The following is a 17,314-nucleotide window of genomic DNA, read 5'->3' as shown; positions in this document are numbered from 1 at the left end:
CATTCAACCGGGCCGCGCCGTTCCTACCGACGGTTCTCCTTATCCGGGTTCTGGCAGTACCTCCCTCAGCGGGTGCGCCCCGGTGTAGCGTGAACGGGTGGATAACAGGATGGCGGTGCGCGAATTCCTCGCCTCAAGACGCGCCAAGATCACCCCCGAAATGGCCGGACTGACGCTTTACGGCGGACGACGCCGGGTCCCCGGCTTGCGCCGCGAAGAGGTCGCCATGCTCGCGGGGGTCAGCGTGGACTACTACACCAAGCTTGAGCGCGGAAACCTGGCCGGCACCTCCGAAAGCGTCCTAGACGCCATCGCCGGGGCCCTCAAACTGGACGAGGCCGAGCGGGACCACCTCTACAACCTGGCACGGGCGGCCAGCCCTTCCGGCAGGACCAGGCAGCGGCCCCTGCAGAGCGGGACCGTCCGGCCCGCCCTCCAGTTCATGCTGGACTCCATCACGGCAGCGCCGGCGTTCATCGGCAACCAGCACATGGACATCGTGGCGGCCAACCAGCTCGCGTACGCCCTGTATTCGGAGATGTACCGCGGGCCCGCCCGGCCGGCCAACCACTCCCGGTTCATCTTCCTCGACCCCCGGGCCCGGGACTTCTACCCCAACTGGGACCTGGCGGCCAACACCAACGTGGCAATCCTCCGAACCTACAGCGGCCAGAACCCGTTCGACAAACGCCTGGCGGACCTCGTCGGGGAACTGTCCACGCGCAGCGAGGAATTCCGGACCCGCTGGGCAGCCCACAACGTGCGGCGCCACTACGCCGGAACCAAGGTGTTCCACCACCCGGTAGTGGGGGAGCTCGAGCTCGCTTACGAAGCCATGGATCTTGCCGAGGACCCCGGTTTCCGGCTCACGGTCTATCCGGCAGTGCCGGGATCACCGTCGGATGAACGCCTCCGGCTGCTCGCCAGCTGGGCCGCCACCGAACGGATCAACGACCTGGCGGCGGGGCCGGCCCCGCAAGCCTCGTGGAGAAACCCGGCCAACAAGTGAAAGTATGGAGGGACGGAGCACCACCACGTCACTACCTAAGGGCGGATCATGGCCAAGGGGATTTACGTCAGCGCGACCACACCGGGATCCGGTAAGTCGCTCATAGCACTGGGGCTGGCGGACACGCTGCACCGGCATGCGGACCGCATCGGCTTCTTCAAGCCTGTGGTCCACGGACCCGACGCCGCGTCGGACCCCATGGTGGCCCTGATGAAGTCCCGCTTCGATCTCGACGACGACCGCTGCCGCGGCGGCCTGACGTATGCCGAGGTCCGCGCCCTGCTGGCCGACGGAAACCGGGCGGAGATAGACGCCCGCTGCGTGGAGATCTTCGCCGAAATGTCGCGCCACTGCGATGTGGTGATCGTGGAGGGCACCGACCTCACCGGCCAGGACGCCGCCGTCGAATTCGACCTCAACGCACGCCTCGCGAACAACCTGGCCGCGTCCATCGTTGCCGTGGTGGGCGCGAAGGGGCGCACCGTCGAGGAGGCGGCTGACGCCGTCGAGGTTGCCCGCAAGGAACTGGCGGCGGAACGCTGCAGCCTGCTGGCCATCATGGTGAACCGTGCGGACCCGGAGGACGTGGACGGGATCGTGGCCGCCGTGAAGCCCGGCGCGTCCGGCCGGCCCGTGTATGTCTTCCCGGAGCTGGAGGACATCGCCCGGCCCACCACCGGCGAGGTGGCCACTGCGCTGGGGGTCGGCCAGGTGGCCGGCCGGCAGGACATGGAACGCGACGTCCACTCCATCAAGGTGGCGGCCATGAGCGTGGCCAACTTCCTGCACGTGCTCGACGACGGCGCGCTGGTGATCGTCCCGGGTGACCGTGCGGACGTGATGGTCGCGTGTTTGGCGTCGTCATTCTCGCCGGAGTTCCCGGTGCCGTCAGCGCTGATCCTCACCGGCGGCCTGGCCCCGGAACCGAACATCTACTCGATGCTGGCGCAGGCGCCGTTCCCCGTGTTCGCCAGCCCGGACGACACCTACACCACGGCCAAGCGGGTGTCCGAGGTCCGCAGTGAAATCTGGTCCGGGCACCGCCGCAAGGTGGCCTCGGCCCTGGGGCTGTGGGCCAAACGCGTGGACGACGCGGAGCTGGTGGAGCGCCTGCACCTGCCGCGGCTCGATCGGATGACGCCGCTGCGGTTCCTGCACGACCTGATTGAACGGGCCAGGCTGCAGCGCCGGCACATCGTGCTGCCTGAGGGCAACGACGTGCGGATCCTGCGGGCCGCGGAGATCCTGCACCGGCGGGACGTCTGCGACCTCACCATCCTCGGCAACGAGTCGGACGTGCGTGAGCTGGCGTCCACCCAGGGCATCGACCTCTCCGGCATGACCATCGTGGATCCCGCCACGTCCGAGCTGCGCCAGCAGTTTGCCGAGAAGTACGCGGAGCTCCGCGCGCACAAGGGCGTGGACCTGGCCCGGGCCCTGGAAGTCATGCTGGACGGCAGCTACTTCGGCACCATGATGGTGCAGCTGGGCGTGGTGGACGGCATGGTGTCCGGCGCCGCGCACACCACCGCCCACACCATCCGCCCGGCGCTGGAGTTCGTGAAGACTCGCGACGGCGTGAAGATCGTCTCCTCGGTGTTCCTGATGCTGATGCCGGACCGGGTGCTGGTGTACGGCGACTGCGCGGTCAACCCGGACCCCAACGCGGAGCAGCTGGCGGACATTGCGCTGGCCTCGGCCGAGACCGCCTTGCAGTTCGGCGTGGAGCCGCGCGTGGCCATGCTGTCCTACTCCACCGGCGGGTCCGGAACCGGCGAGGCCGTGGACAAAGTCCGGCAGGCCACCGAACTCGTGAAGGGGCGCCGGCCGGACCTCGCCGTCGAAGGTCCCATCCAGTACGACGCCGCCGTCGACGCCGCGATCGCGCAGTCCAAGATGCCCGGCTCGTCCGTGGCCGGGCAGGCCACCGTGTTCATCTTCCCGGACCTCAACACCGGCAACAACACCTACAAGGCGGTGCAGCAGTCCTCGGGGGCGGTCGCCGTCGGGCCCGTCCTGCAGGGGCTCCGCAAGCCGGTGAACGACCTCTCCCGCGGCTGCACCGTGGAGGACATCGTGAACACCGTGGCCATCACCGCCGTGCAGGCGCAGTCCGTGGGACCGGCCGTGGAACCGGCAGCCGCGGCCGCGCACGCGTAGCTAGCTGTTCTCCGGCTAGCTGTTTTCCGGCTAGCTGTTTTCCGGCTCCGCCGGGCTGTCCGGGTCCTCCTGCTTGGCGGGTTCGTCGGAGAGGCCCTCCGGGGTGAGGTCCAGGTCCTCCACGTTTTCGGGCGGTTCGGGGGACTCGCCCACCTCGGCGGCCTTGACCTTCCCCGTGTCGTCCAGGGCAGGGTTGGCGCCTTCGACGCCGGTGGGATCCTGCTTCTTCGCCCCGGTGTCAGGTTCTGTGCTCTCCGGCGCAGTGGTGTCCGGATCGGTGCTGACCGGCTCGCTGGCGTTGTCAGTCATGGAAAGGCCCTCCTCGCGTAGTCCAATTTGTCCGCCGACTCTAAGCGCCCGCGGAACCTTTCGCAATGGCGCTACGATCGAACTTCCACCGACCACCGCAGCAGCCAAGGCTTAGGAGGCCCAGTGCTCGTCCTCGTCATCAACTCCGGTTCGTCCTCGCTCAAGTACCAGGTGCGGGATGTGGCATCGCACAGCGTCCTCACCGAGGGACTGATCGAAAAGATCGGCATGGGCAACGGCGGTGAAGGTGACGGCGAGATCGAGGGCCCGCGGGACCACGCGGAGGCGCTGGAACAGGTGGACGCCGCCATCCACGAAGTGCTGGGGGACCGGACGCTGGATGCCGTGGGCCACCGCGTGGTGCACGGCGGCGAGCGCTTCGGCGAGCCGGTGCTGATCGACAACGAGATCACCCGCGCCATCGAGCGGCTCAACCCGCTGGCGCCACTCCACAACCCGGCCAACGTGCTGGGCATCCGCGCCATCGCCAAGAAGTGGCCGGACATGCCGCAGGTTGCCGTGTTCGACACCGCCTTCCACCGCACCCTGCCCGAGCACGCCTGGCGGTACGCGGTGCCGGACTCGCTGTACACCAACCACGGCATCCGCCGCTACGGCTTCCACGGCACCTCGCACGAGTACGTGTCGCACCAGGCGGCGGCGCTGCTGGACCTTCCGGTGGACGAGTTCGACGGCGTGATCGCCCACCTGGGGAACGGCGCCTCCGTCACGGCCATCCGGGGCGGGAAGTCCGTGGACACGTCCATGGGCTTCACCCCGCTGGAGGGCCTGGTGATGGGCACCCGCTCGGGCGACCTCGATCCCTCCATCCTGGTGTTCCTGGGCCGGGCCGGCTGGTCCACCGAGGACATCGACTCGCTGCTCAACCGCGAATCCGGGCTCAAGGGCCTCGCCGGCAGCAACGACATGCGCTCCGTGGTGGAAGCCTCCGAGGCCGGCGACGCCCGCGCGTCGATGGCGCTCGCCGTGGCCTCCTACCGGCTGGCCAAGTACATCGGCGGGTACCACGTTGCCGTTGGCGGTGCCAAGGCCCTGGTGTTCACCGCCGGCATCGGCGAGAACTCGCACCAGTTCCGCACGCTGGTGGGGGAGAAGCTGGGTGCGCTGGGCATAGAGATCGACGCCGGGCTGAACAGTCGGCGGTCCAAGGAACCCCGCGTGATTTCCACCGCCGAATCGCTGATCCCCGTCCTGGTGGTGCCCACGGACGAGGAGCGCGCCATCGCGGAGGCGACCGCCGCCGTCGTGCATTCCGCCTCCTAACCCCCGGTGGCTCTGCCCGTTTGCCGAAAATGGCCGCTATCGAACTCCTATAGCGGCCATTTGTGGCAAACCGCTGTAGCTCAGGCGCGGCCTTTGAGGATGAGGTTCCAGTAGACCTGCGGGAAGATGTCGCGGTCCACCACCCAGGAAGCCCGGCTTTCTTTCCAGGTGGGGACCCTCGGGATGGTGGGCATCGGCTGGTACCGGTCGTCGAATTCGGCGAAGATCACGGTGGAGCGGGACGCCGTGAACGGGCACACCGCGTAGCCGTTGTATTTCGCCTTCAGCGGTTTGCCTTTGCGGGCCGCCACCAGGTTCTTGGCCAGCACCTTGGCTTGCTTGCGTAGTGCGCCGCCGCACTTGGAGTTGGTGGTGCCGGCCGCATCGCCCAGGGACCAGACGTTGGGGTAGCGGACATGTTGCAGGGTTTCCGCGTCCACCTGCACGAAACCGCCGGAATCTCCGGGCGCGGGCAAGTCGGTGCGCTTGAGCCAGTCCGGCGCCGACTGCGGCGGGACCGCGTTCAGGACGTCGTAACCGAGGTCCTCGGTGCCGCCGTCGGAATTGTTCCGGATCCGCGCCGTCCGCGCCGCCGGGTCCACGGACACCAGTTCGCTGTTGAGCCGCAGCTCAATCCCGTATTCGGCCACCTTCCGGTCCAGTTCCTCATCCACGCCCGGGACGCCGAAAACAGTGGGGTAGGGCTGGACCATCACCACGCGGATGTCATCGAGGACACCCTGTTCGCGCCAGTAGTCGCAGGCAAGGTACATCGGCTTTTGGGCGGCACCCCCGCACTTGATGGGTCCGGCAGGCATGGTGAACACCGCGGTGCCGGCCTTGAGGCTGCTGAGCAGCGTCCAGGCTTTCGGTGCCAGCTCGAACTCGTAGTGGGAGGCGCCGTGCGGCGAGTGGACTGCGTCGGCCAGCCCGGGCACCTGGTCCCAGTCCAGGTGGAGTCCGGGGCACACCACCAGCTGGCCGTACGTGACCCTGGCACCGGAGGCCAGCGTCACGGTGTTGGCGGCGGCGTCGATGCCGGTGGCGGCATCCCGCAGCCATATCACTCCCCGCGGGGTGACGGAAGCCTGCGGCCGGATGGCTTCGGAGGCGGTGGCCAGGCCGCCGGCAATGTGGGAGAACAGCGGCTGGTAGAGGTGGTGGTCTTTGGGTTCAGCCACGGCCACATCGGTGACGCCGTAGCGGTGCAGCCGGGCAGCCAGGGAGATCCCGGCATTTCCGCCGCCAATGATCAGGACGTCATGGTGCTCCTGGCCGGCCACGGCCCTACCCCTTCTCCGTCAGGGCGGATGCCTTGTGGGCCGCGCGGGCACCGGTCTTGGCGGACTCCACCACGTACTGGGGTTCCTCCTCGCTGGCCCGGTGCTGGTTTCCGTCCAGCTCGAAGTCGCTGGTCTTCTTCTCCACGATCTTGCCGTGGGTGGGCCCCTGGGGCGTGTTCCACTCCACGGACGTTCCCTTGCTTAGCGCCATGACTGCTCCTTCGGTGTGGTCCCGACAGTTGAACCCTCGGCTGGAAATGAGGTGCACACAATAGTAAGCATGATTAGTTTCTGGGGTCACGGGTACGGGGCACGGGACCGCCACGGGCGGGGTGTCGGGCCAAGACAACCGGGAGCTCAGAGGACTCTGGTCCCGGAGGCTTGCGCAGGCGTACAGTCCGTTCATGGCGAACGATCCTGTTGAAACGAATCCGGAAAATTACCGGGTGGCTTTTGAAAACGAGCGGGTCCGGGTGCTGGAGTACACGGACTCGCCGGGGCACACGACGACCGAGCACAACCACCCTGACAGCGTGATGATCACGCTCAGTGCCTTCCGGCGTCGTATTTCCTCCAACGGGAACTCCGTGGAAGTGGAGCTGCCCGCCGGAGCGGCCCGGTGGTTGCCGGCGCAGCACCATTCCGGCGAAAACATCGGAGAAACCGATACCCACACGTTCTTTGTCGAGCTTAAGGATTCTGCCCGGCCATCGGACAGTGAGGCGGAGGAACCGCTCGGCCCCAGCGAAACGTAGAAGCAGGGCCGTGCTGCCGGCCTGGCGCTCCCGCCCCCAGCCGGGCGAAGTGCAGGAGGGTACGCTCAAGCCATGCCGGACATCAGACTGCCCATCCGTACTGACCGACTGATCCTGCGGCGCTTTGAGGCCGCGGACCTCGATGCCTTCCATGCCTACCATTCACTGCCAGGCACCGCACGGTTCCTGCCCGGGGAGGCCAAGAGCTACACGCAGTGCATGGAACGGGTGGGGCAGTACGCCAATTTCGTCTTCGACAAGGAGGGCGACTGGGTGGCGTTGGCCATCGAGGCCGCGGATTCGCCCGGACTGATCGGAGAAGTGGTACTGAAGTGGCTGCCGGGTTTCGGGCAGGCGGAGGTGGGCTGGAGCCTGGCGCCCGGCGCGCGCGGCCACGGTTACGCCACCGAGGCCGCAGAGGCTGTGCTCAAGCTCGGCTTCGAGGGCCTGAACTTCCACCGGATCGACGCCAAGCTGGATGCGCTGAACACGGCCTCGGCAGCCATTTGCGAACGGCTGGGCATGCGCCTTGAGGCCACGCACGTGGACAAGTGGCGCTACAAGGGCGAATGGGCCACGGAAGTTGTCTATGCCATGCTCCGTGACGAATGGGCTGCCCGGTAAGAACGTCAATCTGAGGTGGGTCTCCAGGCCTTGGGATTGCAGTCCCATCGGTGCCGGCTAGGAAAGGCGACCCCAAAGTCTCGTATTTGCACCAGTGCGTAATTAGGCTGAAGTGCAAATGGGCGAACTGAGTGAGATCTTCTTTGCCCTGGCGGATCCAACGCGCCGTGCTCTGCTGGGCCAACTCCGGCAGGGTGAGGCGACGGTTACCGAATTAGCCGGCCCGCACTCGATTAGCGTGCCCTCGGTGTCACGCCACCTGAAAGTGCTCGAGCAGGCCGGGCTGATCACTAAGTCCAGATCTGCCCAGTGGAGGAACTGCCGCCTCCAACCGGCGTCGCTACAGAAGGTTGAGGAATGGATGCGCCCGTACCGCGATTTCTTGGACGCGCGGTTGGATCGCCTTGACGCTCAGCTCGCCACAACACCCGATCGACCCGATGAGTTCCCAGAACCGGAGGATAGATGATGGCCGACTACCCGACACAGGATCGAAGCTTCACCCTTACCCGAATTTTGGCTGCATCGCGGCATGCCGTGTTCACAGCGTGGACCGATCCTGAGCACCTGGCCTGGTTCTACAACCCGGACATGCCCACGCCCACCACACCGATTGAGGTCGACCTCCGTGTTGGGGGAACGTGGAAACAGCAGATGATCGTCGATGATGACCTTAGCTACCCAACTGGGGGGATCTACCTGGAGATTGTTCCCGACGAACGACTCGTCTTCCGCTGGGGAGCAGTGGGAGGCTGGCCTGCACTCGATGGCGATAACGAGCTGAGTGCCCCCGTTGTCACGGTGCAGCTAAACGAGCTCGGCACGGAAACGGAGCTCGTCTTCACGGTTCAGTTCTCAGAGCTTCTCGACATCGAGGAGGTGCGAAAACTCATGCTCGGTGGCATCCATGAGGGCTGGGGTGCCACCATCGACCGGGTCAAGGACGGCGCCGCCATGACCGCCGTGACCAATGGGCGCACGGCGGGGCCTCAGATGTATGTCTTTTTTCCTGGAACGGCGCGGGATGCACTGAACTTTTACGCGGATATTTTCGGCGGCAATATTTCCCTGCACACGTACGAGGACTTCGGCAGGACCGACGGCCCGCCAGAAGCCGTAGCCCATGGAGTGCTCAGCGGCGTCGTTGCCCTGGCAGGATCGGATGCAGCCGAAGGCCAAACAACGGTCCGGCTCGAAGGCATCATGCTCTCGTTGCTGGGAACCGCCGAACCGGCAGTCCTTCATGAGTGGTTCGATAAGCTCTCCGTCGACGGGTCGGTGCTCGATCCACTTTCGCCCAAGCCTTGGGGCGCTTTCGATGGCCAGGTCATTGATCGTCATGGACTTCACTGGCTTGTCGGATACGAGCCTGCAGCGTGAGCGACGCACAGTTGCTTGCTCAACTGGCGGGGGAGCGAGGACATGTTCTTCGAACAGTCGACGGACTCGAAGACGATGAGATGCGACGGGCATTGGTCCCTTCAGGCTGGACCATAACGCAGTTGCTCAATCACCTGGCCTTCGATGACGAGATGTTCTGGATTTCGGCTGTTCTCGGTGGTGATGACAGGGCAATCGCCGGACTTCACAATGGTTGGGCGTCCAAATCGATGACCGGGGCCGAGGCCATCAACATCTACAAACGTGAGATCGCTCGAAGTGATGAGGTCCTTGCGGAGCTAGATTTTGATGCCCCTCCACGCTGGTGGCCTCCAGCCGGCGTGTTCGACGCGCCACCGATGTCCGATGGGCGTGAGGTCCTGTTTCGCGTGCTTGCTGAAACGTCCGTCCACGCGGGCCACCTGGACATTGTTCGGGAGCTGATCGACGGACACCAGAATCTCGTAGTGGAATAATCCCGACTTTTGGGCGGCTCAGGCGGCAGCCCTATTGGACAAGACCGGCGCCCAACTTCCGCCTACTCATCCATTTGACGAAAATGGCCGCCACGCATGTCGCATAGCGGCCAAAATCGGCAAATCGTGCGCACCCGGGGGTTTCGACAGCCTCAACCGCCGGACAGCCTCAACCGCCGGACAGCCTCAACCGCCGGACAGGCTCACCCATCGGCGGACTTGACCACCGCCCATCCTTATCCGCCGGTTGACGTGGGTACCGGAGCGGCCGGCGCCGATTCCGTCGGTATGAGAGTCGGCGCGACGGTCGGCTCCGCAGTCGCAGCTGGGGTCTCCGTTGCCGCACCTCCGGTGGAGGGAGCCGCGGGCGCCGGATCCGCCGTCGTCGTTCCTGCGGGTGCCGAGGCCGTGCCGGTGGCGCCGGGGGAGGGAGCCTGGCTAGTGCCGGACGTCGGGGTAGCGGTGGTGCCCGGCGTTGGCGAAGTCCGGGTGCCCTTGGTGGCGCTCGGGTCGTTCTGGACGATGTCCACGACCTGCTCCTTGAACGCGTTGAGGCGTTCCTGGATTTCGGACAGCGGAACGTTTTGCAGGTTCCGCCCGAACTCGGCAATCTCGGCCCACAGCGCATTCAGCCGGTTCATGCCGGCCTCGCTCAGCGGCCCGTCAAGGGTGAGCACCAGCTGGTTGGCCAGCGCATACGTGAGGCACCGGACGCAGTTGTAATTCGCGGCTGCGGAAAGATTCTCCGGAACGATCACGTCCGCCTGGCCCACAATGAGCACCACCTGGAAGCCCACTGCAACGGCTGCGCAGTCGGAGCAGCTGGCGAAGGCGTAGGCCTCGTTGGTGGTGTCTACCGTGTCGCCGTCCTCGGCCCATACCAGCGCGAACGCGACGTCGTACACCACGGTCCCGTCCTGCGTGTTGACCGCCAGCGCCTGGTTGTCGCCCTCTTCGGGCGCGGCCGGCTGGTCGAACGGGAACACCCACGACGGTGGCGCGGCAGCACCGCCGTCGGCAGCCGGGCCGCTGGTGGCAGCAGAATCCGTACGGGGCACCATCACCATGCTCAGCTGTGGCTGTTCCCGCGTGGGCTTGGCTGCGCCCGCGGGCCACAACGCGAGTGTCTTCCCGGCCCGGCCTTCCCGAAGCGTCGAGGACGACGACGTGGGGAACACCGCCGTCGTAACGTCCGCCAGGGTGCCGCGCTCGTACGGCTGCACCGGCCGGTATGTCTCTGCGCCGGGCCACCACGCCCAGGCCAGGCCGGCGGTCACAGCAGCGACGGCGGCCATCGCGGCCCCGCGCTGGATGGCCTTGCCGCGGGTCTTCTGCCAGAGCCCCGTGGTCAGCTGACGGACCAGGCGCAGCAGGACGTAGAAGATGCCCGCCACGGGAAGCGCGACGGCGGCGATCGCCAGGGCGCGCACCGCGGCGCCGGCGATGTCCCCGGCAGCGAGGCTTTCGGTCAGCTGGGACTGCTGTTTCAGCACGCTGGCCCACGCCGTGCCCAGGAGCCGTGGCAGCGAGATCACCATCATTGCCAGGCTGAACAGCAGCAGCGGTACGGTGACCAGCACCCAGGTGGTCACCACGGCCCGGGCCCATGGCCTGAGTACCTGGGCCTCCGGGGCCGTCCGGCGCCAGGGCAGCAGCCCCAGCAGGGTCGGCTTGATGCGCTGGAAGAGGTCCGGGACGCCGGTGGCATCGGCCAGGATGTGGTAGCCGTCGAACCGGACCAGGGGGAGGAGCTGCCGGACCATCTGCAGGATCTGGGTGACCACTACCAGCAGCAGCGCGTCAAAGCCGGTGGCCCACCAGACACCCATGATGGCCACGGCTACGATCGCATTGAAGTACAGTCCGCCCAGGTCAGTGCGTATCCTGCCCCCGCGGCCCAGCCGGTAGGAGTCGGTGACGTCGGTGAAGAAGGCGGGCCAGATCAGGTAGAGGCCGGTACCCATCGCTCCCGGCGTGGCACCGCCGCGGCGTGCGGCGGCGGCATGTCCGAACTCGTGGAAACCGGCGGACAGGACGGTTACGGCCAGGACCAGCAGCACCATGGCCGGGTTGGCGAAGGCATCGTGTGTGGCGGAACCGAGTCCCTTGACCATCAGCACCCACCAGCAGGCGGCCAGGAACGCAGCGCACACGGCCACAACGATGAGGGGATTGAAGAGCACTGCAAACGGAGCAGTAAGTTTCCGCGTGCGGTCCGGATCGGTCACGGTATACCGGAAGCGCATGCCCAGGAGCGGGTCGGCTTTTTTGACCTCCGGCTGGGAACCGTCGGCCAGCCTCAGGAGGCCCAGGGGGAGCAGCTGCGAGCTGATCAACGTGCGGACGTTGTCCGGGCTGACCAGCCTGCCGAAGCTGGAACTGGCGTGCTCTGCAACCTCCTCGACGCTGCGGCTGCCGTCGATTGCCTCGAGTACCAGGTACAGCAGGCGGGTGAGCTGGATGGCCTGCCCGTCGGCACGCCTGACCAGTGAGGGCGGCTCGCGGTAGCCGGAGCCCTGTGTTTCGCCGATCAGCTCTATGCCGTCGGCACGGACGGGAACCCCGGGCAGGGAGACGCCCGGCGCGGTAACAGCGGGCCCGGAGTCTTCCGGCTGGCCTCCGGCGCTGGGCACGGAAGAAGCGGGCGGGCCGTCCAGCCGGGACGGCCCGCCGTGCACTGAACTCATTAAGGAGTGCTCATCGTTGACGTCGGATTCCGGCGTTACTGGCGGAGATCGGACTGCTGATCGGCGGTGGCGGTGGCTTCGCCGTCGATGTGCTGGCTGATGATGGCGTCCTGCTGGGCCACAGCGAACGCGTCGCTGTCGATGGATCCGATGTTGGCGGCCACGGCTGCGTCGATCGGTGCGGCCACGTTGGCGTTGGCTGCAACCGCGCCATTGATCGGAGCCGCGATGTCCGCGTCGGCGGCCAGGTCCACGTTGACATTCAGGAGGTCCCCGTCCAGGGCGGTGGAGGGATCCACCGGCAAGGCGCCGACGTCGGGCGTTGTGTCCTCGGGCAGCAGGCCGCCGTCGGTGGTTCCGTCCGCTGTGGTTCCGTCAGTGGCGCCGGCGCCCGTGCTTTCGGCCGCCTGGTCAATGGTGCTGTCCTGGGTGGAATCCGCCGTGGCGTCAGCGTTGATCCCCTGATCGATGATCACGCCCTGGTCTGCGAGGGCTTGGGACTCGGACCCGTAGGAGAGGATGTTTGCGGAGGCTGCCGCGTCGATCGGGGCCGCCACGTTGGCGTTGGCTGCCACGGCAAGGTCGATGGGTGCTGCAGCGTTGATGCCCAGGTCAAGGTCGGCGTTCAGGTCCAGGACGGAGGCTACTTCCTTGTCCGGAAGCGCGGTGCCGCCCTGTGCCATCAGTTCTTCATCGGAAAGCGGGGTCAAACCCTGTTCAGTGCTCACGAATAACTCCAGTTCCGGCACGGTTTCTGCTGCCCCCAGTGAGCAGTTTCTACACCGATGTGCCTAATGCCAGTCAATAGTAAGCATGGTGATCATCTTTTGGGTATGCACCCGCTATTCACCGCCTGTTTCAGGGCGGGATGCTTCTCCCTCCTACTGTCTGGGCATAACAGCGGCCCGGAATAGGGGCCGCGTCTGCGACGAGAGGTAGCGATGAACATCAGTATCAGCCAGCCCCAGCTCAGCAGGAGGGCGGCACTGGCTGCTGCCGGAACGCTTGGGGCGCTGGGAATCACAGCGGCCGCAGCGGCGGGCAGCCATGCGGCGCCGGGAGCGAAGGTGCCCAAGCCGAGCCTGATCTTCCGCCCGGACGGCACGTTCAGGGTTGTCCAGTTCAACGACACCCAGGATGACGAGCAGACGGACCGCCGCACGATCGAACTCATGAACCGCACCCTGGATGCTGAGAAGCCGGACTTCGTGGTGATCAACGGAGATGTGATCAACGGCGGCTGCGACTCCGAACTTGAGGTCAAGCAGGCACTCAACCACGTAGTCCAGCCCATGGAAACCCGGCAGATCCCGTGGGCTGTGACATTCGGCAACCACGACGAAGATTCAGTGCAGCGAACGGGCATGACCGAGGCCAAAATGCTCCGGTTCCTGCAGAGCTACGAATTCAACATGAACGCCGATTCCGCCCCGGAACTCACCGGCACCTCCAACTCGCAGCTGCTGGTGCAGTCCTCGCGGTCCAAGGCCCCGGCCTTTGGGTTGTGGCTCATCGACACCGGCCGCTACGCCCCGGGCACCATCAACGGCCAGGACTTCGAGGGCTACCCGGACTGGGACTGGGTGCGTATGGACCAGGTGAGCTGGTACCGGAATTTGTCCATCGCAACCGAGCAGAAATACGGCAAGAAAGTACCGTCCCTCATGTGGGGCCACATCGCGCTTCATGAGCACCGCAATATGTGGTTCTCCAGCCTTGATTCACGAACGGACGCCGATCACGCCCGGGCACTCACGAAGCACAATATCGTCGGGGAACGGAATGAAGATGAATGCCCCGGCCCCATCAACTCCGGCCTCTTCAACGCCTTCCTGGAACGTGGGGATGTGCTCGGTTACTTCGTGGGGCACGACCACGTCAACACCTACGTCGGTAACTACTACGGAGTGCAGCTGGGCTACGCACCCGGGACGGGATTCGGCGCCTATGGACTGCCCGGCGCTGACCGGAACCGTCTGCGGGGTGCGCGCGTCTTTGAACTGGACGAAAACCACCCGGGAATCTACAAGGACACCCGGCTCGTCTTTGCCAAGGATTTCGGCATCGATCTGACAGCCAATGACCAGCCCATCGTTCCGCTCCCGCTGGATCCGGCCCAGCGGTAACCCCGTGGTTGGGCCCTCGCGCTCATCCATTTGACGAAAATGGCCGCTATGCACCTCGCATAGCGGCCAAAATCGGCACATCGCCGAGGCTGCGCGCCCGGGGTTTCGGCAGGCGCGCCCAGCCACCCCAGCAACCCCCTACTTAACCCCGGCCCCCGGCAGCAGTTCCACCGCGCCCACGGAGTCGGCCACGAAGGCGTAGTCCCAGGCCCGTTCGCGCCACTGGACGTACCGGCCTGACGCTCCGCCGTGGCCGCCGTCCATCTCGATCTTCATCACGATCGGCTGCGCCCCGGTGGACGCAGAACGCAGGGCCTGTACCCACTTGGCCGGCTCCACGTACAGCACGCGCGTGTCGTTGAACGAGGTCACGGCGGCGATCTTCGGATATGGCAGGGGGCCAACGTTCTCGTAGGGCGTGTAGGACTTCATGTACTCGTACACCTCGGGGTCCGTGATCGGGTTGCCCCATTCCTCCCACTCCAGGGCGGACAGCGGCAGCTCCGGATCCAGGATGGTGGTGAGCGCGTCCACGAACGGCACGGCCGCCACGATGGCCGCGTACTTCTCCGGCGCAAGGTTGGCCACGGCACCCATCAGCAGCCCGCCGGCGGATCCGCCCATCGCCGCAATCCGGTCAGGTGACACCCAGCCAGATGAAGCCAGCCAGTCCGTGGCCGCGATGAAGTCCGTGAAGGTGTTCTTCTTGTGGAGCTTCTTGCCGTCCTCGTACCAGTGCCGGCCCAGCTCGCCGCCGCCGCGGATGTGCGCGATCACGAACACGATCCCGCGGTCCAGCAGCGACAGCCGCGGGATGCCGAAGCCCGGATCCATGCTCATCTCGTAGGAGCCGTACCCGTACACCAGGCCGGCCGCGGAGGAATCGCGGGCAACCGAGGCGTGCCGCAGCACCGAAAGGGGAACGCGGGTGCCGTCGGCCGCCGTCGCCCATTCACGGGTGGCCACGTAGTCGGCCGGGGAGTAGCCGCCCAGCACCGGGCTCTCCTTGCGGAGCAGCAGCTCACCCGCCGGCCGCTCGGGCGTGGGGAGTACAAAGTCGTACACGCGCGACGGCGTGAAGTAGGACGTGTAGCCCATCCGGATCACCGGGGCCTCGTAGTCGGAGCCCGCCACGCCGGCGGTGTACAGCTCCTCGTCGAACGCCGGCTCCACCGGGTCGCCCTGCGCGGGCGTGCCCAGCCCGGCCAGGGGCAGCACCTGGACGCGTTCGATGGTGTCCTTGCGGACGGACACAATCAGGTGCGTGGAGGTGACGCCCGCGCCGTTGACGCGCACCTGGTCGGAATGTTCGACGACGGTGGTCCACTGCTGCTCGGCCAGCGGCTTTGCGAGCTCGGCCGCGTCCACCACCGACACCATGGAGTTGATGGCGTCCCGGTTGTGCGTCACCAGGATCTTCTCTGCACCGTCAAGGAGGAACGGCTCGGCCTCGTAGAGGACGCGTTCGTCGCGGGAAATCACGGTGCTGAGGCCGGCGTCGGAATCGTCAAAGCGGAGCAGCCGCGTCTCGCTGTACTCGGAGCAGCCGATGCTCAGCACGAGGTGGCGGCGGTCGGAGGAGAGGTCGAAGCCCAGCCACATGGCGACGTCGTCCTCCTGGTAAATCACCTCATCGTCGGTGACCGGCGTGCCCAGCACGTGGGACTTCACCTGGTAGGGGCGCCAGGCGTCGTCCACCACGGTGTAGAACAGGCGCGTGCCGTCGGGGGAGAAGGAGACGCCGTAGAAGATGTTCTCGATGACGTCCGGCAGCATCTCACCCGTGCGCAGGTCCTTGAAGCGCAGGGTGAAACGCTCGTCGCCCGCGTTGTCCACGGCGTAGGCGTAGAGGTTGCCGTCCACGGTCACGGCCGTGCCGCCCACCGCGAAGAACGGCTTGCCTTCAGCTTCGACGTTGCAGTCCAGCAGGACTTCTTCACCGGAAAGTTCGACGCCGGCCTCCACCGCCGGGGGCGTCCAGTCGGCCACCGGGTCCCCGGTGTTCTGCGCCTTGACGCGGCACTGGATGCCGTATTCCTTGCCCTCCGCGGAGCGGGTGTAGTACCACCAGCCGTCCTTGCGGTTCGGTACGGACAAGTCCGTCTCCTGGGTGCGTCCCTTGATTTCCTGGAAGATGGCTTCGCGGAGCGGCTCCTGGTGGGCAGTGACCGCTTCCTGGTAGGCGTTCTCCGCCTTGAGGTGCTCCACCACGTCCGCGGAGTCCTTGGCCCGCAGCCATTCGTAGTTGTCCACGAACGTGTCGCCGTGGTGGGTCCGTTCGAACGGGACCTTCCTGGCTACGGGGGCGGCGGCCGCAGGGGTGTTGTCGGCTGGGTGCTGCACTGGAGTCTGGGTCATTGACTCAATATATAAAGCTATTCCGCCGCAGGCACACGCGTTCGCTACCGGGGGATAGAGTGGTCCGCTTTAGCCCTGCGTAGCGCCCTGCACAGCGCGTTACTTGAGCAACATAAAGACAAGTAGTGGCCACTCACGCACAGGATGTGGGCGGTAAATAGTCTTGAGGAGTCGGTCGGCGGAGGACCTGGTCCCCCTGGGAACTCCCGCCAGTCCGATAACTGGCCCGGACAACGATCCGGATCACGTTGAGCTGGGCCGGCGGTGACAAGCCTTCTGAGACCGAGGCTTCCCCAGGCGCCGCCGGCCCTTAGCTCAGAGTTTGCAGCTCAGAGTCCGCGGAGCCTCTGGATAAACTCGTCCGCCTGCGCCAGGTTGCGCGCCATCTTCGTCCTCTGATGGACGGCTTTCTCCAGGATCTCGGTCAGCTTGGCCGCGCTGCCGGCCTTTCCGTCGTTAGCCTCGGCGGCGTCCTGTGATGCCAGGATGTCCAGGATCTCAGCCATCTCCTCGAGCGAGAACCCCAGGGGTTTCATCTGCTTGATGACGGTGAGACGCTCAAAGTCGTCCTCGGAGTACACGCGGAAACCGCCGTCCGTTCGGGACGTTGCCGGCAGCAGCCCCACGTCGTCGTAGTGGCGGATGGTCCGCAGGGACAGCCCCGTCCTTTCTGCCAGTTCACCGATGTGCATGGTGCTGGTGCGCGCTGTCATCAGAGACCTCCGTCCTGTCGTCGGCTTAACTCTACCCTCACGTTAGGGTAGAGTTTGAAATGAGCGGTGTGACCTTCAAGGGTAGAGCCCTTTCCTCCGCCGCCACTCACCGCGCAACGCTGCGCCCCTCATTCATTTGCACAACGAAGG

The 17,314-nt window shown here is 66.0% G+C and carries 16 protein-coding genes and 1 pseudogene; 10 read left to right on the top strand and 7 right to left on the bottom strand.

What is annotated here, in order from left to right:
- The first annotated feature begins 97 nt into the window (after positions 1–97).
- Together TV39_RS16420 and pta are read left to right on the top strand one after the other, a co-directional pair.
- Complete coding sequence (locus TV39_RS16420) at positions 98–1,009, top strand: helix-turn-helix transcriptional regulator (protein ID WP_043483539.1); 912 nt, start codon at positions 98–100, stop codon at positions 1,007–1,009.
- 48 nt (positions 1,010–1,057) lie between these two features.
- Complete coding sequence (pta, locus tag TV39_RS16415; RefSeq protein WP_043483536.1) at positions 1,058–3,169, top strand: phosphate acetyltransferase; 2,112 nt, start codon at positions 1,058–1,060, stop codon at positions 3,167–3,169.
- Between the two features lie 30 nt (positions 3,170–3,199).
- Here the strand turns inward: pta and TV39_RS16410 are convergent, their stop codons facing one another.
- Positions 3,200–3,478 (bottom strand): hypothetical protein, encoded by a 279-nt coding sequence (locus TV39_RS16410; protein ID WP_043483534.1) that lies wholly within the window; start codon positions 3,476–3,478, stop codon positions 3,200–3,202.
- Between the two features lie 123 nt (positions 3,479–3,601).
- Here TV39_RS16410 and TV39_RS16405 point away from each other — a divergent pair, with 123 nt between their 5' ends.
- Positions 3,602–4,762 carry an acetate kinase gene (locus tag TV39_RS16405; RefSeq protein WP_043483532.1) on the top strand — a complete coding sequence of 387 codons (1,161 nt, stop codon included), beginning with the start codon at positions 3,602–3,604 and terminating at the stop codon, positions 4,760–4,762.
- A gap of 80 nt (positions 4,763–4,842) precedes the next feature.
- Here the strand turns inward: TV39_RS16405 and TV39_RS16400 are convergent, their stop codons facing one another.
- Both TV39_RS16400 and TV39_RS16395 read right to left on the bottom strand, forming a co-directional pair.
- Complete coding sequence (locus TV39_RS16400; protein ID WP_043483529.1) at positions 4,843–6,045, bottom strand: NAD(P)/FAD-dependent oxidoreductase; 1,203 nt, start codon at positions 6,043–6,045, stop codon at positions 4,843–4,845.
- Between the two features lie 4 nt (positions 6,046–6,049).
- Positions 6,050–6,256 (bottom strand): DUF2945 domain-containing protein, encoded by a 207-nt coding sequence (locus tag TV39_RS16395; protein ID WP_043483527.1) that lies wholly within the window; start codon positions 6,254–6,256, stop codon positions 6,050–6,052.
- Positions 6,257–6,449: 193 nt separating this feature from the next.
- On the opposite strand from TV39_RS16395, the gene TV39_RS16390 reads away from it, so the two are divergent.
- The 6 genes and pseudogenes from TV39_RS16390 (at position 6,450) to TV39_RS16370 (ending at position 9,280) form a co-directional block, all read left to right on the top strand.
- Positions 6,450–6,800 (top strand): hypothetical protein, encoded by a 351-nt coding sequence (locus TV39_RS16390; RefSeq protein WP_043483522.1) that lies wholly within the window; start codon positions 6,450–6,452, stop codon positions 6,798–6,800.
- Between the two features lie 72 nt (positions 6,801–6,872).
- Positions 6,873–7,424: a GNAT family N-acetyltransferase gene (locus TV39_RS16385; RefSeq protein ID WP_043483520.1), complete on the top strand. Its 552-nt coding sequence runs from the start codon at positions 6,873–6,875 to the stop codon at positions 7,422–7,424.
- A 118-nt stretch (positions 7,425–7,542) separates the two neighbouring features.
- Positions 7,543–7,893 (top strand): ArsR/SmtB family transcription factor, encoded by a 351-nt coding sequence (locus tag TV39_RS16380; protein ID WP_200891045.1) that lies wholly within the window; start codon positions 7,543–7,545, stop codon positions 7,891–7,893.
- Positions 7,890–8,354: pseudogene (locus TV39_RS22630) on the top strand (SRPBCC family protein); the annotation flags it as partial. The gene TV39_RS16380 and the pseudogene TV39_RS22630, both read left to right, overlap by 4 nt.
- Before the next feature lie 24 nt (positions 8,355–8,378).
- On the top strand, positions 8,379–8,804 hold the full coding sequence (locus TV39_RS22625; RefSeq protein WP_043483898.1) for a VOC family protein: 426 nt from the start codon (positions 8,379–8,381) through the stop codon (positions 8,802–8,804).
- On the top strand, positions 8,801–9,280 hold the full coding sequence (locus TV39_RS16370; RefSeq protein ID WP_043483514.1) for a mycothiol transferase: 480 nt from the start codon (positions 8,801–8,803) through the stop codon (positions 9,278–9,280). The genes TV39_RS22625 and TV39_RS16370 overlap by 4 nt, the downstream gene beginning before the upstream one ends.
- 236 nt (positions 9,281–9,516) lie before the next feature.
- Here TV39_RS16370 and TV39_RS16365 read toward each other — a convergent pair whose 3' ends face one another.
- Positions 9,517–11,967 (bottom strand): hypothetical protein, encoded by a 2,451-nt coding sequence (locus TV39_RS16365; protein ID WP_052500599.1) that lies wholly within the window; start codon positions 11,965–11,967, stop codon positions 9,517–9,519.
- A 35-nt stretch (positions 11,968–12,002) separates the two neighbouring features.
- Positions 12,003–12,695, bottom strand: coding sequence for a peptidoglycan-binding protein (locus tag TV39_RS16360; protein WP_235347423.1), 693 nt, complete (start codon positions 12,693–12,695; stop codon positions 12,003–12,005).
- A gap of 213 nt (positions 12,696–12,908) precedes the next feature.
- Between TV39_RS16360 and TV39_RS16355 the strand changes: the two genes are divergently transcribed.
- On the top strand, positions 12,909–14,093 hold the full coding sequence (locus TV39_RS16355) for a metallophosphoesterase family protein (RefSeq protein ID WP_043483511.1): 1,185 nt from the start codon (positions 12,909–12,911) through the stop codon (positions 14,091–14,093).
- A gap of 138 nt (positions 14,094–14,231) precedes the next feature.
- On the opposite strand, the gene TV39_RS16350 is transcribed toward TV39_RS16355, so the two are convergent.
- Both TV39_RS16350 and TV39_RS16345 read right to left on the bottom strand, forming a co-directional pair.
- Positions 14,232–16,451, bottom strand: a complete 2,220-nt coding sequence (locus tag TV39_RS16350; RefSeq protein ID WP_043483508.1) for a S9 family peptidase — start codon at positions 16,449–16,451, stop codon at positions 14,232–14,234.
- A gap of 329 nt (positions 16,452–16,780) precedes the next feature.
- On the bottom strand, positions 16,781–17,164 hold the full coding sequence (locus tag TV39_RS16345) for a MerR family transcriptional regulator (RefSeq protein WP_043483505.1): 384 nt from the start codon (positions 17,162–17,164) through the stop codon (positions 16,781–16,783).
- Positions 17,165–17,314 lie beyond the last annotated feature (150 nt).

This window comes from Arthrobacter sp. SPG23 (assembly GCF_000876655.1).
Taxonomy (GTDB): Bacteria; Actinomycetota; Actinomycetes; order Actinomycetales; family Micrococcaceae; genus Arthrobacter.
Note: the sequence above shows the minus strand (reverse complement) of the source record. Positions and strands in the feature narration are given on the sequence as shown.